We start from the raw sequence: 16,051 nt of genomic DNA on the forward strand, positions 1-16,051 counted from the left end.
ACCCATGACCGAATTTTCCACTGCGCGCATTCCCGCGCCCGCCGAGCTGGAGCCGATCGAGCGGGCCAGCCGCGACGAGCTGCAGGCATTGCAGCTGCAGCGGCTCAAGCAGACGCTGCGGCATGCGTACGACAACGTGCCGCACTACCGCGCCGCCTTCGATGCGAAGGGCGTGCACCCGGAAGAGCTGCGAACCCTGGCCGACCTGGCGAAATTCCCGTTCACGGACAAGAAGACGCTGCGCGACAACTACCCGTTCGGTATGTTCGCCGTACCGCGCGAACAGGTGGTGCGCATCCACGCCTCGAGCGGCACTACCGGCAAGGCCACCGTCGTGGGCTACACCCGCAACGACATCGACACCTGGGCCAATGTCGTGGCCCGCTCGATCCGCGCGGCCGGCGGCCGGGCCGGCGACATGGTGCACATCTCTTACGGCTACGGCCTGTTCACCGGCGGGCTGGGCGCGCACTACGGCGCCGAGCGGCTCGGCTGCACGGTCATTCCCATGTCCGGCGGGCAGACCGAAAAGCAGGTGCAGCTGATCCGCGACTTCGAGCCGTCGATCATCATGGTCACGCCGTCGTACATGCTGAACATCATCGAGGAATTCCAGAAACAGGGCCTGGACCCGGCCGCCTCGTCGCTGAAGGTGGGCATCTTCGGCGCCGAACCATGGACCGACGCGATGCGCCACGAGATCGAAGGGCGCGCCGGCATCGACGCGGTGGATATCTACGGGCTGTCCGAAGTGATGGGCCCCGGCGTGGCCAGCGAATGCATCGAAAGCAAGGATGGCCCGGTCATCTGGGAGGACCATTTCTACCCGGAGATCATCGACCCGGAAACGGGCGAAGTGCTGCCGGACGGCGTGGAGGGCGAGCTGGTGTTCACGTCGCTGACGAAAGAGGCGATGCCGGTGATCCGGTACCGAACACGCGACCTGACGCGGTTGCTGCCGCCGACCTCGCGCGCGATGCGCCGCATGGGCAAGATCACCGGCCGGTCGGACGACATGCTGATCATCCGCGGCGTGAACGTGTTCCCCACGCAGATCGAGGAACTGATCCTGACGATACCGAAGCTGGCGCCGCAATACCAGCTCGTCGTCACGCGCGACGGGCACCTGGACAGGCTGGAGGTGGTGGCCGAGCTGCGCCCGGACGTTTCCGGGGGCGAGGGCGGGGCGCTGGCGGCGGAGTTGGCAAATGAGCTGGAGCGCTGCATCAAGACCCACGTGGGCGTGTCCACCCGCGTGACCGTGGTGGCCACGGATGGCATCGAACGCACGCTGACGGGCAAGGCCCGCCGCGTGGTCGACAAGCGGCCGAGGAACTGAGCGGCCATGGTCAAGGTCTATGAAATCAACGGCGTGCGGCCGGTCGTGCACCCGTCCGCCTATGTGCACCCGACCGCCGTGCTGATCGGCGACGTGATCGTCGGGCCGCGCTGCTATGTCGGCCCACTGGCCTCGCTGCGCGGCGACTTCGGCCGGCTGATCCTGGAAGAAGGGTCGAACGTGCAGGACGGCTGCGTGATGCACGGCTTCGAGAACAGCGATACCGTCGTCGAAGTGGATGGCCACATCGGCCACGGCGCCGTGCTGCACGGCTGCCGCATCGGGCGCAACGCGCTGGTCGGCATGAATGCGGTGGTGATGGACAACGCGGTGGTCGGCAGCGAAAGCATCGTGGCGGCCATGAGCTTCGTGAAGGCGAACATGCAGATCCCGCCGCGCAGCATGGTGATGGGCACGCCGGCGCGGATCGTGCGCGCAGTCACGGATGCGGAAATCGCGTGGAAGAACACCGGCACCGCCCAGTACCACGAACTGGCGGTGCGCTCGCGCGACACGATGCGCGAAGTCGAGGCGCTCGCGGCGCCGGAGCCGGACCGGCCGCGCATCGCGTGGGACGGTTCGGTACCGCTGCACGTGCACAAGAAAACAACCTGAACGGAGACGGAACATGGGTACATTGCAGAGCTTCATCGGCGGCCGCTGGCACGGCAGGGAAGCGCACCAGCCGCTGCACAGCGCGCTGAACAACAGCCTGATCTACCACACGCATGCCGAAGCGATCGACTTCGGCGAAGTGCTGGACTACGGCCGCAAGACCGGCATCCGGGCGCTGATGGCGCTCGACTTCCAGGGGCGCGCCGCGCGGCTGAAGGCGCTGGCGTTGTACCTGATGGAACGCAAGGAGCAGCTGTACGAGATTTCCCGCTTCACCGGCGCCACGCGGCCGGACAGCTGGGTGGATGTCGAAGGCGGCATCGGCACGCTGTTCGCCTATGCCGGCATCGGCAGCCGGGAGCTGCCGTCGTCGAACGTGCTGCACGAGGGGCCGGCGATGGCGCTCGGCAAGCGCGGCGGCTTCTCCGGCACGCACATCCTGGTGCCGCGGGGCGGCGTGGCGGTACACATCAATGCCTTCAACTTTCCGATCTGGGGGCTGCTGGAAAAGTTCGCGCCCAGCTTCCTGGCGGCGATGCCGTGCATCGGCAAGCCGGCCACCGCCACCAGCTACCTGACCGAGGCGCTGGTGCGGATGATGCACGAGTCCGGCCTGCTGCCGGACGGCGCGCTGCAGCTGGTGATCGGCAGCACCGGCGACCTGCTGGAGCGGCTGACCGGCTTCGACGCCGTCACCTTCACCGGCTCGGCCGATACGGCGCGGAAGCTGCGGTCGAACCGCAACCTGATCGCCAATTCGGTGCCGTTCACGGCCGAAGCCGATTCGCTGAACTGCGCGATCCTGGCGCCGGACGTGACGCCCGACGACCCGGAGTTCGACCTGTTCGTGAAAGAGGTGGCGCGCGAGATGACGGGCAAGGCGGGGCAGAAGTGCACGGCGATCCGCCGCATCATCGTTCCCGCCGCGCAGGCCGGTGCGGTGGCGGAACGGCTGCGCGACCGGCTGTCGAAGATCACGATCGGCGATCCGTCCGTCGAAGGTGTGCGGATGGGTTCACTGGCGTCGAAGGACCAGCAGCGCGACGTGGCGGCGCAGGTCGAGCGGCTGCTGGCGGGGAACGAACTGCTGCATGGCGGTGCACTGGAACTGGTGGGCGACGGCGTGCAGGACGGCGCGTTCTTCGCGCCCACGCTGGTCATGTGCCGCAATGCGATGGACAACGATGCAGTGCACGACGTGGAAGCGTTCGGGCCGGTCAGCACGCTGATGACCTATGACGGGATCGCGCATGGTATCGATGCTGCGCTGGACCTGGCCGCGCGCGGCAAGGGCAGCCTGGTGTCGACGCTGGTGACGAAGGACCCGAAGACGGCTGCGTATGCCGTGCCGGTGGCGGCGTCGCACCATGGCCGCGTGCTGGTGCTGGACCGCGAGGCATCCGTCGACTCGACCGGTCACGGTTCGCCGCTGCCGCAGCTCAAGCACGGCGGCCCGGGGCGTGCCGGCGGCGGCGAGGAGCTGGGCGGCATCCGCGCCGTGAAGCACTTCCTGCAGCGCACGGCGGTGCAAGGCTCGCCGACGATGCTGTCGGCCATCACCGGCGAGTATGTGCGCGGCGGCGCCGTGCGCGAATCGGAGGTGCATCCGTTCCGCCGGCACTTCGAGGAACTGCGGGTGGGCGACTCGCTGCTGACGCACCGGCGCACCGTGAGCGAGGCGGACATCGTCAACTTCGGCGGCGTTTCGGGCGACTATTTCTACATGCACTTCGACGACATCGCCGCGAAGGACACCCAGTTCGGCAAGCGCATCGCGCACGGCTACTTCGTGCTGTCGGCGGCGGCCGGGCTGTTCGTCTCCCCGGCACCGGGCCCGGTGCTGGCCAACTACGGGCTGGACAACCTGCGCTTCATCACGCCGGTGGGCATCGGCGACACGATCCGCGCCCGGCTCACATGCAAGCGCAAGGTCGACCGCAACCGCACCGACGACAAGGGCGTGGGGCAGGGCGTCGTGGCCTGGGATGTGCAGGTGACGAACCAGAACGATGAGCTGGTGGCCAGTTACGACATCCTGACACTGGTGTCGAAGAAGGCATAGGCCTTCAGGCCGGGTCGAATGGATTCTCGATCGAACGGGCCGGCCGGGTGAACCAGCGCGGCCCGTTTTCCGTCATGTAGAAGTGGTCCTCATGGCGGATGCCGAATTCGCCCGGCACGCAGATCATCGGTTCGTTCGAGAAGCACATGCCCACGTCCAGCGGCGTCCTGTCGCCGCCCACGAGGTACGGCCATTCGTGGATGTCGAGGCCGATACCGTGGCCGGTGCGGTGCGGCAGGCCGGGCAATCTGTAGCCGGGGCCGAAACCGCTGGCTTCGAGCGAGCGGCGTGCCGCCGCATCCACTGCCTCGCACGGCACGCCCAGCCGCGCCGCATCGAACGCCGCCTGCTGCGCCGCCTTTTCCGCGTTCCACACCGTGCGCTGGCGTTCCGTCGGCGTGCCGAACACGTAGGTGCGGGTGATGTCGGAAATGTAGTCGTGCAGCTTGCAGCCGGTGTCGATCAGCACCGTGTCGCCATCCTTTAACGTCTGCACCCAGGAAACGCCGTGCGGGAACGCCGTCGCCGCGCCGAACAGCACGATGACGAAATACGAGCCGGCCGGCGCGCCCACCTTGCGGTGCGCAAGGTCGATGAACGCTTCCACTTCCTTCGTGGTGATGCCTTCCCTGAGGATACTGGCGGTGGCGATGTGGACGGCCATCGTCATGTCCTTGGCGCGCTGCATCAGCGCTATCTCCCCCGGCGACTTGCGGGTGCGGCAATGCGCGGTGACGTTCTTCGCGTTTTCCACCTTGTAGCCGTCGGCCGCCTGGCGGATGCCGTCGGCCGTGAAGAACGGCGTGCTTTCGTCGAGGCCGATGCGCGCTCCCGGCTCGATACCCAGCTCCTTCAACGACTCGACGAACAGCGCGCACGGATTCTCGTGCTCGTGCCACGTGCGCACCGGGCCGTCGACCAGCATGAAGTCCTTCAGCGTATCTTCCTCGAACGCCGGCGCCAGGTAGGCCAGTTCGCCATCGGCCGGCAGGATCGCCCCCACCATCCGCTCGCTGGCATGCCACTTCAGGCCGGTGAAGTAGAGCAGGTTGGTGCCCGCGTTCAGCCACACCGCCGCGATCCCCTGCGCCCGCATGAAGGCCTGCGCCTTCCCGATCCGCGCCAGGTGCTCGTCGTGCCCGATCGGCACCGCCCCCGCCGTCATGTCCGACAACGCCGCAAGTGCCTGCTCGATAGTCTTCCCGCCAATGGCCATGCCCGCTCCTTCAGATTCGAAGGGCAAATGATATCAGTGCCGTATCGCAATGTTGCCCAAAACCGGGGTCAGACCCCGGTTTTCAGAAATATTTCCAGATTTCGGGGGGGGGCAGGGAAGGAGTGCAGGCTTGCAAGCCTGCACCGTTTCGCAGGCGCGGAGCCGTGCTCCGCGAAACCCCTGCTACACCCCCGGTTTCAGGAAACTATTGCGTTACCACACTCACCTTGTCGACCACGAACGAGGTCTGCAGCGACGAGTCCTCCGTCGCGGCGAACGACAGGCGCACGGTCTGCCCCTTGTAGGCAAGCAGGCTGAAGGTGCGCACCTGGTAGCCGCTGGCGGCGTTGGCGTTGGAGTACGTGGCCAGCGTGCCCAGCGTGGTGCCGGCGGTGTTCTTCACCGTGACCGCCAGACGGTCGTAGATGGTGGTGCCCGTTTCGGCGGTGTCGATGTGCAGCGCGAACGTCAGCGAGGCGGCGGTGGCCGTCGACGGGATCGCGATATCCTGCGTCAGCGTCTCGGTCGACGTCCTGCCGTTGCCGCCCAGCCAGGCGAAGCGGCTGCCTTCATAGGCGCTCTGGCCGGTGAAGGTGCCGATGGCGCCCGTGGTGCCGGCCCAGCCGGTGGTGCCGGATTCGAAGCCGCCGTTGGTCACGCGTTCGCTGCCGGTGCCGCCGCCGGTGCCGCTGACGGTCAGCGTGGCGTTGGCGGAGGTCACCGTGGCCGGCGTGGCGGCCGAGTCGGTGACGGTCGCCTTGAACACGGCGCCGTTGTCGGCCGCCTGCGCGGTAAACGAATACGTGGCGGCGGTCGCGCCGCTGACCAGCGCATTGTTGCGATACCACTTGTAGGCGTACGGCGCGGTGCCGCCGGAGGCGGCCACGGTGAAGCGCGCGGTGCCGCCGGCGGAGACCGTCATGCCGGCCGGCTGCGCGGTGATCGACAGCGCGGCGCCGGCGCCGCTCTCGGCCACGTCGGTGCCCACGTTGATGGCGGCATACGCGCGCTTGACGGCGACCGCCTCGCGGCTGCCGGCGCCATACAGTTCCTCGGCGGCGACGATCATCTTCGCGCGGGCATCGGCGTAGTTGCTCGACGACGTCAGCTTCGTCGTGTTCGCCTTGAACCAGATGCGGAACGCCTTGTCGTTACCGATCCCGGTCATCGCCAGCGGCTGCTGCGTCAGGTAAGAGCTGTAGTACTCGCTGCTGCTGGTGGCGTTCGATCCCTGCGACAGGAAGTAGAACATGCGGTTGTTCGGCCCGCTGCTGTAGTGCACGTTCAGGTTCTTCAGCGTGCTGCTCCACGCGTTCGGGCTGGCGCCATCCTTGCTCGGCTTGTACAGGTAGCGCAGCGGCTGGCCGGTGCGGCTGATCTCGCGGCCCATCACCCAATCGTTGCCGGTGGCGGGAATCAGGCTGCCGGTGCCGCCGGCGCGCGCATAGGCCTCCGTCATCTCGCCGCCGATGTCGGACGACGATTCGTTCAGGCCACCCGATTCGCCGGCGTAGGTGAGGTTCGACGTCGCATCCGTCACGCCGTGGTGCATCTCGTGGCCGATCACGTCGATCGAGCCGAGGTTGTAGAACGAGCTGCCGCCGTCGCCGATGTACATGCACTTGCAGCCCGGGTCGAAGAAGGCGTTGTCGTACTGGTTGTCGACGTGGACGGCGATGTAGGTCGACGTGTTGTTGCCGTCCAGGCTTTGCCAGCCCAGCGTGTTCTTCATCGCGTCGTAGGTGTTCATCAGGCCCCACAGTGCGTTCACCGCCGCGGTCTGGCCGTTGGCGTTCGTGGTGCTGCCGCCGTTCACGTATTGCAGGCCGTCGCCCCAGGTGTTGGTGGTGTTGGTGTAGATGGTGCCGGGGTTCGGATTCGTTTCCGGGCTGTGGTTGGCGTTGGTGATCGCCATGCCGCCGTATTTGCCGCCGGTGCCGCGCGAACCGTCCAGCATCTGGTAGGTGCTGCCGGCCAGCGTGGTATTGATCGGCACCGTGCCGTTGTACTGGCTCTTGCCGCTGCCGGTCACGGTCTGCAGCGCATCCCACTGGGCGATCAGCTCGCCCGTATGCGCATCGACGATGCTGTCGCGGTAGACCAGCTTCTTGCCGTTGACCATGCGGGTCTGCACCAGGTAGGCCAGCGCGTAGCGGTCCACCACTTCCTCGACATCGAGCGCGTTCAGCGCCGCTTCGGCCTTGTTCTCGGCGCCGGCCACGCGCACGGTCTTCATCACCGGATAGATCAGCAATTCGGCCTCGGGCTTCCAGCGATGCTTGCCGAGCGGCGCCACGCGGCTCACCACGCTGGTGATGGCCTCGTCCTTCGTGATGGCCGGCGTCACGTCCGGCGCCGCCGTCGCGCTGGCCGCCGCGGCGCGCGAACCGTCGAGCCCGGCACGGCGTTCGGAAGCCGATTCGCTGACGATGTCGCCGTTGTCGTCGGTGACCACGACCGATTCGGAACCGAATACCCGCAAGCCCTTCCACGTGTGCTGCGCGCGCACGATGCGCGTGCCCTGCGTGCCGGGATGCTGCCGTCCGATCCGGAAACCATGCTCATCGTCCAGGCCGGCGGCGGCACGTCGCGCGGCCAGGCGGCCCTCGAGGCCGGCCTTGGCGGCCGCGGTCATGTCCTGGGCCGGCGCGGCCATCAGGCTTTCCGGCAGGATGCCGCGGTTTTGCGCGGAGGCGCCGGCGAACGGCAGGATGGCAATGGTGGCGGCCAGGATGCTCAAGCGAAGGTTCATTTCTTCTCCAATGTAGGTAACGGGTGCGCTGTCCCGGCTGAGGCCAGCGCGACAACAAACCCGACACTAAGCAATCGGTGCGCGGCATGTCAAAAAAGTTACGAAATGAGTCGGACCGGGCCATTTGTTCAAAATGGGACATTCCTGAAAGCACGAACGTTCGGCCGCCGGCGCACGATTGGCGTGGTTGTATACGGCATGCAACGGTCCTGGAATGTGCCGTATTTTCCCGCGCGCAGGACACAATCCGGCCTTACACTAGAGTTGTACCGACGGGCCACGCATGCCCGCCGGGCCCATAAAACAGTGCGACCGGGGAGGCGCCACACGATGACGACCTCAAGGCACAAGCGCTGAGGCACACTTCAGGGAAGCAACCATGATCAAGCATGCACACTGCCGCTGCACCCAGCCTTCGCACCGCGCGCCACCCACATAGCACGCCTCGCATCCTCCACATTCCGAGCCCCCGTTCGCCGCACCAGCGGCGCGCGGCCCGTGACATTTCAAGGAGTGCCCTCGCGGGCATCGAGCCATGCTGTCCATCGCCACCAGAGTAGAACGCATCGTCATGGAATCGCCCTTCCTCAGCGAGGGCTTGCGCCGCGGCCTGATCAATCTTTCCGAGCTGGCACGCCAGCTGCAGCCGCAGCTCGAAAGCGATTCATGGAAACCCGTCGGGCAGGCCGCCGTGGTGATGGCGTTGCGGCGCGTGTCGGAACGCCTGCCGGTTTACGGCGACGAGGGCGTGCAGGAGATCGTGCTGGCGCGCAAGACCGGCCAGCTGACGGCGCGCACCGACCTGGTGGAGCTGACCTGGCGCGAATCGCCCGGCACCGATGCCTGCCACCGCGAGCTGCTGGCGCAGCACGACCGCCGCGGCGACATGTTCCTGACGGTGACGCGCAACGTCAACGAAGCGATGGTGATCTGCAGCCGGCCCCTGATCCCGCTGGTGGAGTCGGTGTTCGACGGCGAGTGCCTGCTGGCGCGGCTGGACAACCTGAACGCGGTGACGCTGCAGCTGACGGCCGATTCGCACCGCACGCCCGGCATCTACCACGCGATCCTGAAAAAACTGGCGTGGGACAGGGTCAACCTCGTCAACCTGATCTCCACGCACTCGGAGCTGACGCTGATCCTCGACCGGCAGCATACCGGCGCCGCCTTCGCGGTGCTGTCGGCCCTGGTGGCGCACTGAGCGCCACCAACACAGGCCCCATGGCTGCGTTGCATTCGTCTCGCCGTACTGAAGTACTGTCTTCGACGATGCGCCTTGCCCTGCGGCCCGTGTTGGAGGCGCATTAAAGAGGACGCTACTTTTTTTCTGCCTCGTCCGTCGAGAAATTCAGCTCCGGCGCCTCGCCTTCCTTCGATTCCTCCGCCGGCGCGCCGTAATCGGCCGGCGCATCGATCTTCAGCTCCACCTCCTCGGTCATGTCGGTGCGCGTCTCGACCGATACCAGCTTCGGAAACGCGATGATCAGCGCCACCATCAGCACCTGGATGCCGACGAACGGGATCGCGCCCCAGTAGATGTCCGACGTTTTCACCGCCTTCGGCGCCACCGAGCGCAGGTAGAACAGCGCGAAACCGAACGGCGGGTGCATGAACGAGGTCTGCATGTTCACGCCCAGCAGCACGCCGAACCAGATCAGGTCGATGCCCAGCTTTTCCGCCACCGGCCCCACCAGCGGCACCAGGATGAAGGCCAGCTCGAAGAAATCGAGGAAGAACGCCAGCACGAAGAACAGGATGTTCACGGCGATCAGGAAGCCGGTCGACCCGCCGGGCAGGCTGGTCAGCAGGTGCTCCACCCACAGGTCGCCGTTCACGCCGCGGAACACCAGCGCGAACACGGTGGAACCGATCAGGATGAAGATCACGAAGCACGACAGCCGCGTGGTCGACATCATCGCCTGCGACAGCAGCGGCCACGTGAGCCGCCGGTTCAGCAGCGCCAGCACGAGCGCGCCCACCGCGCCCATGCCGCCGCCCTCGGTCGGCGTGGCCAGCCCGATGAAGATCGTGCCCAGCACGAGGAAGATCAGCGCCAGCGGCGGAATCAGCACGAACACCACCTTTTCCGCCATGCGCGACAGCAGGCCCAGTTTCGCATGGCGATTGGCCAGCGCGAAGGCGAACGCGCCGAGGATGCCGAGCGAAGCGGAGAAGATGCCCACTTCGTCGCGGTGCGCCTCCGGGTGGCGTGCCTCGTACCAGTACGCGAACGCCCAGGATGCCGCGGCGGCGGCCGCCAGCAGCACCAGCAGGGAGCGCACCCCCGAGTCGCCGTTCGGCTCGCGCAGGTTGCGCGCCTCGAGCGGCAGGGCCGGCGCCTTGTGCGGCTGGAAGATCGAGATCGCCAGCACGTAGCCGGCATACATCGCCGTCAGCAGCAGGCCGGGGCCGAACGCGGCCTTGTACATGTCGCCCACCGAGCGGCCCAGCTGGTCTGCCATCACGATCAGCACCAGCGACGGGGGAATGATCTGCGCCAGCGTGCCGGATGCGGCGATCACGCCGGATGCCAGCCGCTTGTCGTAACCGTAGCGCAGCATCACCGGCAGCGAGATCAGTCCCATCGAAATGACGGAGGCGGCCACCACCCCGGTGGTGGCCGCCAGCAGCGCGCCGACGAAGATCACCGCATAGGCCACGCCGCCGCGGATCGGGCCGAACAGCTGGCCGATCGTGTCGAGCAGGTCCTCGGCCATGCCGGACCGTTCCAGGATCAGGCCCATCAGCGTGAAGAACGGGATGGCCAGCAGCGTATCGTTGGCCATGATGCCGAAGATCCGGTTCGGCAGCGCCTGCAGCAGCTCCGGCCTCAACAGGCCCAGTTCGATGCCGACCAGGCCGAAGAACAGCCCGTTCGCGGCCAGCGCGAACGCCACCGGGAAACCGCACAGCAGGAACAGCACGAGGGTGCCGAACATGATCGGCGCGATGTTGGCGATGATGAAGGTTTCCATGTGCCGTACCCCCCTCAATCGATCCGGTTGGCTTGCCGGATGGCCTCGATCTCCTGCTGCGGCGTGGGCGCCTGTTTCGTGAACGCGCTCTCGTCGAGCCGCCCGCGCAGGTATTCGATGCGCTTGATGATTTCGGAAAGGCCCTGCAGGATCATCAGCGCGAAGCCCAGCGGCACCAGGATCTTGGCCGGCCACACGATCAGGCCGCCCGAGTTGCTGGACATTTCAGCGCTGCGCAGCGACTGCAGGCCGAACGGAATCCCGTAATACAGGATCACGAGGCAGATGGGGAGCAGGAACAGGAAGAAGCCGAACAGGTCGATCCAGACCTGCGTGCGGCGGGAAAAGCGGCCGACGACGACGTCGATGCGAACGTGTTCGTCGCGTCGGAGGGTGTGGGGCGCGGCCAGCATGAAGACCGCGGCGAACAGGTACCACTGGATCTCCAGCCACGCGTTGGAACTGGTATTGAGGGAATACCGGATCAGCGCGTTGCCCGCGCAGACCAGCACCGCGGCCAGCAGGGCCCATGCCACCACCGCCGCGATCCGGTCGTTCAGTTTGTCGATTGCCCTGGATAATGCCATGAACATCCTGTCTCCTTTGCTTCCGTGAATGGACGCTGCGTTGGCGCCCGGATTGCTTAGGTGATGCGGTGGTGACCAGGGCAGCGGCTTACATGGCGGCTTGCTCCCCGGCTTGCCCGCCCAGCTGCGCGCGCAGGCGGGCGATCGCGGCGCGCACCTGGTTCGGCGCGGTGCCGCCCACGTGGTCGCGCGCGGCCACGGAGCCTTCCAGCGTCAGCACTTCGAACACGTCGTCCTGCACCAGCGGCGAGAAGGCGCGCAACTGCTCCAGCGACAGGTCGGCCAGGTCGACATTGCCGTCCACGCAGGTGCGCACGGCATGCGCCACGGCTTCGTGCGCATCGCGGAACGGCAGGCCCTTCTTGACCAGGTAGTCGGCCAGGTCGGTCGCGGTGGCGTAGCCCTGCAGCGCGGCGGCGCGCATCGCTTCCGGCTTGACGGTGATGCCGCCGGCCATGTCGGCGAAGATGCGCAGCGTGTCGACCACGGTGTCCACGGTGTCGAACAGCGGTTCCTTGTCTTCCTGGTTGTCCTTGTTGTAGGCCAGCGGCTGGCCCTTCATCAGCGTGAGCAGGCCCATCAGGTGGCCGTACACGCGGCCGGTCTTGCCGCGCGCCAGTTCCGGCACGTCCGGGTTTTTCTTCTGCGGCATGATCGACGAGCCGGTGCAGAAGCGGTCGGCGATGTCGATGAAGCCCACGCGCGGGCTCATCCAGATCACCAGTTCTTCCGACATGCGCGAAACGTGCGTCATGATCAGCGAGGCGGCGGCCGTGAATTCGATCGCGAAATCGCGGTCCGACACGGCGTCCAGCGAGTTGTGGCACACGTCGTCGAAGCCCAGGCTGCGCGCCACGCGCAGGCGGTCGATCGGGAACGTGGTGCCGGCCAGCGCGGCGGCGCCCAGCGGCAGGCGGTTCACGCGCTTGCGGCAGTCGGCCATGCGCTCGGCATCGCGGCCGAACATTTCGACATAGGCCAGCATGTGGTGGCCGAACGTGATCGGCTGCGCCACCTGCATGTGCGTGAAGCCGGGCAGGATCGTGTCCGCGTGCTGTTCCGCCAGGTCGACGAGGGCCGAGCGCAGCTGGGTCAGCAGTGCGGTGATGTCGTCGATCGCCGAACGCACGTACAGGCGGATGTCGGTGGCCACCTGGTCGTTGCGCGAACGGCCCGTGTGCAGGCGCTTGCCCGCGTCGCCGGCCAGTTCGGTCAGGCGCTTCTCGATGTTCAGGTGCACGTCTTCCAGGTCGAGCAGCCATTCGAACCGGCCGCCTTCGATTTCGCTGGTGATCTGCGCCATGCCGCTCTGGATCGCTGCCAGGTCGGCGGCGGGGATGATGCCTTGCGCGGCCAGCATTTCGGCGTGGGCCAGCGAGCCTTGAATGTCGGCCTTCCACATGCGCTTGTCGAAGAACACCGAGGCGGTGTAGCGCTTGACGAGATCGGAAACGGGTTCGGAGAAGCGGGCCGACCAGGCTTCGCCTTTTTTGGAGAATTGTTCAGTCATGATGAGTGGAGTCCGGGTAATTGTCCCGATTATATCCGGGCGAGAAGCACGTTGGCCCAATGATGGCCTTTGCCGGCGATTCCGGCCCATGACCGGTTGTGATGTTTGCGCGCCACGGCGAAGGCAGGCGCATTTGAGTTTTACGGCAGACCTGCGTACATTAGGCTGCAAATGTAAATTTTGACAAAAAACAATCAATATTTAGCTATAAATTCAGCTATAAAATCAGCTATAAAGCGGAGCGCGGCAGCCATGGGCAAGTCTCATTACCACAAAACACAAAATAAAATTCGTTTCCGTCTGGCGGCGGGTGCCGTGATGGCATTGGCCGTGCACGGCGCCTGGGCGCAGGAAACGCTTGCCACGGCACCGGTACCGCGGGTGGAAATCACCGGTTCCGCGATCAAGCAGATCGAGTCTGAAACGCCGCTGCCGGTGCAGGTGATCACCCGCGCGGAGATCGACAAGGCCGGCGTGACCACGGCGGCCGAGCTGATGACGCGCATCGCCGCCAACGTGGGCGGGCTGACCGATGGCGTGTCGATCAACGTGGGCGGCGTCGACCAGCGCGGCATGAACAGCGCCAACCTGCGCGGCATCGGCACGTCGTCCACGCTGGTGCTGCTGAACGGCCGGCGCATGGCCAACTTCGCCTCCCCGGGCGACGACACGGGCGTTGACCTGAACAACATCCCGGCCGCGGCGCTGGCCCGCGTCGAAGTGCTGCTCGATGGCGCCTCGGCGCTGTACGGCACCGATGCGATCGGCGGCGTGATCAACTTCATCACCCGCAAGGATTTCCAGGGCGTCGAGCTCAATGCCTATGGCGGCGGCACCGACGAAGGCGGCGCCGCCAAGCGGCAGGCCACGATCACCGGCGGCATCGGCAACCTGCAGAAGGACGGCTACAACGTGTTCGCCACCTTCGATGCGCAAAGCACCCAGGCGCTGCGCTCGTCGCAGCGCGAATTCATCGGCGACCTGCGCATTCCCGAGCGGCTGGGCCACCTGCTGTCGAGCTATACCAGCCCGGCCAACATCCGCCTGTCGGGCGACCAGCGCGACTACCTGAACAGCATCGGCTTCACGCTCAACGGCAGCCCGCTGACGAACCAGACGATCAACCTGTCGGTGCCAAACTGTAACCCGCCGGCCAACCTGTACCTGCCCGCCGGTACCGGCGGCATCGATGCCTGCACCTACGACTACATGCGCGACACGGAGCTGTTCCCGAAATCGAACAAGCAGAGCTTCCTGTCGCGCGGCGTACTCGACCTGGGCGGCGGCCACCAGCTGTATGGCGAGGTGGTGCTCAGCCGCGCGCGCACCAGTTACGTGGGCTCGTCGACCCGCGTCACCGGCGATATCGATTACAGCCTGGTACCGCAGCTGGCCGGAACGGGGCTGGAAAACTCGGAAGACGGCGACCGCATGCTGCAGCTGCGCATGCGCCTGCTGGAGGCCGGCAACCGTACCAGCGAGCTGACGAGCGTCGGCCAGCGCTACGTGGTGGGCATCAACGGCACGCTGGGCGCGTGGGATTACGACGTGGCCTACAACCACAGCGTGAACACCGTGAAGGACAAGGACACGCATGGCTACGTGCTGTACAACGAGCTGATCGAAGGCGTCACGGCGGGCCTGATCAATCCGTTCGGCCCGTCCAGCGCGGAAGGACGCGCCTACCTCGAAAGCATCCAGGTCAACGACGTGGTGCGCTATGCGAAGGGCGTGATGGACTCGGTCGATTTCAAGGCCACGCGCACGCTGATGCCGCTGCCCGGCGGCGACCTGGCGGTGGCCGTGGGCGGCGAATGGCGCCGCGAGAAGACCGACTTCACGCCTTCCGAACTGCTCCTGTCGGACAACATCAACGACGATTTCGCCCCCGAGGGCGGCCGCGCCACGCACGACAGCCGCAAGGTGGCCGCCGTGTTCGGCGAACTGCAGGCGCCGTTCGCGAAGGAGTGGCAGGCCCAGCTCTCGGCGCGCTACGACCACTATGAAGCGGTGGGCCGCGCCTTCAGTCCGAAAGCGGGCCTGTCGTACACGCCGGTGAAATGGGCGATGCTGCGCGCCTCGGCGGGCCGCGGCTTCCGCGCGCCGTCGATGAACGATCTGCACCGCCCCACCGTCTACAGCGCCACGGCCACGCTGCCCGATCCGGTGCTGTGCGCCGAGCTCGATTTCAACTACGCCGACTGCGCCAACAACTGGGATACGCGGCGCTACAGCAACGCCAACCTGAAACCGGAGCGCAGCCGCCAGTACTCGATCGGCGCCGTGCTCGAACCGAGCCGCAACATCACCACCAGCATCGATTACTGGAAGATCAAGCGCACCAACCTGATCAGCGAAATCGGCGACGACGTGATCCTGGCCAACCTGGAAAAATACGGCGACCTGGTGTTCCGCGACGAGGACAACGAGATCGAGTACATCGAGCTGCACAAGGAAAACCGCGGCGCGCAAATCGCCAGCGGCATCGACCTGGTGTTCGACGTGCACGGGGTCGACACGCCCGTCGGGCGCCTGGGCGGCCGGCTGACCGGCACCTACGTGCTCGACTCGAAGATCCAGACCGCGCCGGACGATCCGTTCATCAGCAACCTGGGCCGCTTCGTCACCGACGGCGTGGTGCAGCGCTGGCGCCACACCATCACGTTCGACTGGGAGCGCGGGCCGTTCTCGGCCAGCCTGTCGAACACGTTCTCGTCGTCGTACGAAGACCAGAACTCGGCGATCAACATCGACGACGGCAGCGTGGTCGAACCGAACCACGTGACGTCGTACACGCTGTGGGACATGTCCGCCGCCTGGCAGGCCAGCCGCGCGCTGAAGATCCGCGCCGGGGTGCAGAATATGTTCGACCGCAGCCCGCCGTATTCGAACCAGGCGTACCACTTCCTTTCAGGTTACGACCCCACGTACACGGACCCGCGCGGCCGCCGCTTCTATGCCAGCGTGAATTACGCGTTCAAATAACAGGAGAGCC

Annotated in this window: 10 protein-coding genes; 5 read left to right on the top strand and 5 right to left on the bottom strand. The window is 66.3% G+C overall.

What is annotated here, in order from left to right:
- Positions 1-4 precede the first annotated feature (4 nt).
- Genes paaK through paaZ form a run of 3 tightly spaced genes read left to right on the top strand, consistent with a single transcriptional unit; the run spans position 5 to position 4,016 of the window.
- The gene (gene paaK, locus GJV26_RS17365) at positions 5-1,339 is read left to right on the top strand and encodes a phenylacetate--CoA ligase PaaK (protein ID WP_155709933.1); all 1,335 of its coding nucleotides are present in this window, start codon (positions 5-7) and stop codon (positions 1,337-1,339) included.
- Between the two features lie 6 nt (positions 1,340-1,345).
- Positions 1,346-1,954 carry a phenylacetic acid degradation protein PaaY gene (locus GJV26_RS17370; RefSeq protein ID WP_155709934.1) on the top strand — a complete coding sequence of 203 codons (609 nt, stop codon included), beginning with the start codon at positions 1,346-1,348 and terminating at the stop codon, positions 1,952-1,954.
- 13 nt (positions 1,955-1,967) lie between these two features.
- On the top strand, positions 1,968-4,016 hold the full coding sequence (paaZ, locus tag GJV26_RS17375; RefSeq protein WP_155709935.1) for a phenylacetic acid degradation bifunctional protein PaaZ: 2,049 nt from the start codon (positions 1,968-1,970) through the stop codon (positions 4,014-4,016).
- A gap of 4 nt (positions 4,017-4,020) precedes the next feature.
- On the opposite strand, the gene GJV26_RS17380 is transcribed toward paaZ, so the two are convergent.
- Together GJV26_RS17380 and GJV26_RS17385 are read right to left on the bottom strand one after the other, a co-directional pair.
- Positions 4,021-5,232, bottom strand: a complete 1,212-nt coding sequence (locus GJV26_RS17380) for a M24 family metallopeptidase (RefSeq protein WP_155709936.1) — start codon at positions 5,230-5,232, stop codon at positions 4,021-4,023.
- 205 nt (positions 5,233-5,437) lie between these two features.
- Positions 5,438-7,984, bottom strand: a complete 2,547-nt coding sequence (locus GJV26_RS17385) for a M4 family metallopeptidase (RefSeq protein ID WP_155709937.1) — start codon at positions 7,982-7,984, stop codon at positions 5,438-5,440.
- Between the two features lie 535 nt (positions 7,985-8,519).
- On the opposite strand from GJV26_RS17385, the gene GJV26_RS17390 reads away from it, so the two are divergent.
- Positions 8,520-9,185: a hypothetical protein gene (locus GJV26_RS17390; RefSeq protein WP_155709938.1), complete on the top strand. Its 666-nt coding sequence runs from the start codon at positions 8,520-8,522 to the stop codon at positions 9,183-9,185.
- A 115-nt stretch (positions 9,186-9,300) separates the two neighbouring features.
- Here GJV26_RS17390 and GJV26_RS17395 read toward each other — a convergent pair whose 3' ends face one another.
- From GJV26_RS17395 to argH, 3 genes are all read right to left on the bottom strand, one after another.
- On the bottom strand, positions 9,301-10,959 hold the full coding sequence (locus tag GJV26_RS17395; protein ID WP_155709939.1) for a TRAP transporter large permease: 1,659 nt from the start codon (positions 10,957-10,959) through the stop codon (positions 9,301-9,303).
- Positions 10,960-10,973: 14 nt separating this feature from the next.
- Positions 10,974-11,546, bottom strand: a complete 573-nt coding sequence (locus GJV26_RS17400; RefSeq protein WP_155709940.1) for a TRAP transporter small permease subunit — start codon at positions 11,544-11,546, stop codon at positions 10,974-10,976.
- Positions 11,547-11,634: 88 nt separating this feature from the next.
- Positions 11,635-13,056 carry an argininosuccinate lyase gene (argH, locus tag GJV26_RS17405; RefSeq protein WP_155709941.1) on the bottom strand — a complete coding sequence of 474 codons (1,422 nt, stop codon included), beginning with the start codon at positions 13,054-13,056 and terminating at the stop codon, positions 11,635-11,637.
- Positions 13,057-13,374: 318 nt separating this feature from the next.
- Here argH and GJV26_RS17410 point away from each other — a divergent pair, with 318 nt between their 5' ends.
- Entirely contained in the window at positions 13,375-16,041 is a 2,667-nt protein-coding gene (locus tag GJV26_RS17410) for a TonB-dependent receptor (RefSeq protein ID WP_229419624.1), read from the top strand.
- Positions 16,042-16,051: the final 10 nt, after the last annotated feature.

Origin of the sequence: Pseudoduganella dura (assembly GCF_009727155.1) — a bacterium.
Lineage (GTDB): Bacteria > Pseudomonadota > Gammaproteobacteria > Burkholderiales > Burkholderiaceae_D > Rugamonas > Rugamonas dura.